Origin of the sequence: Frigoribacterium sp. CFBP 13712 (assembly GCF_014842255.1) — a bacterium.
Taxonomy (GTDB): Bacteria; Actinomycetota; Actinomycetes; order Actinomycetales; family Microbacteriaceae; genus Frigoribacterium.
Window position 1 is genome coordinate 1 of the sequence record NZ_JACYVH010000029.1, and the last position, 527, is coordinate 527.

Annotated in this window: 1 protein-coding gene; it reads left to right on the forward strand. The window is 67.2% G+C overall.

What is annotated here, in order from left to right; genetic code table 11:
• Positions 1-527: hypothetical protein (locus tag IFT51_RS14760; protein WP_197982093.1), on the forward strand; the 527-nt coding region annotated here is incomplete at both ends.

Below are 527 nucleotides of genomic sequence, written 5' to 3' on the forward strand. Positions count from 1 at the left end.
CACGTTCGTCGGGACGAGCGTCCAGGGCGGGTTCCAGGCCACGGGTTCCGCTCCGGTGACGTTCGTGTCGTCGTATGCGGGTGTGACGCTGGACAACCTCGCTGATGGTGACACGTTCACTCCGGGTGATGTGACGTTCTCGGGCACCGGTCAGCCCGGTGCGACGGTGACGGTGGCGCCGTCGACCGGTGCGGGTGTGTCGACGGAGGTGCGTGAGGATGGCACGTGGAGTGCGGTCCGGTACCTGGGCAACGCGTCGTACACGATGTCGGTCTCGCAGAAGGCTGCGTTGGGGGAGAACAGGCTGGAGAACATCCGCTTGTTCTCGGACGCGGTCGTCGAGCAGGACTTCTCGGTCACGACGCCTCGGAACGACGACGGTCACACGCAGCAGGGCTGGGTGACGTTCACGGGTGTGGGTACGACGTGGTCGACGGTGTCGATCAGCGACGGCTCGGCCACGGCTGCGACGAAGGCGACCGTGCAGTACGACGGCACCTGGTCGGCACGCCGCTGGGTGGGCACCG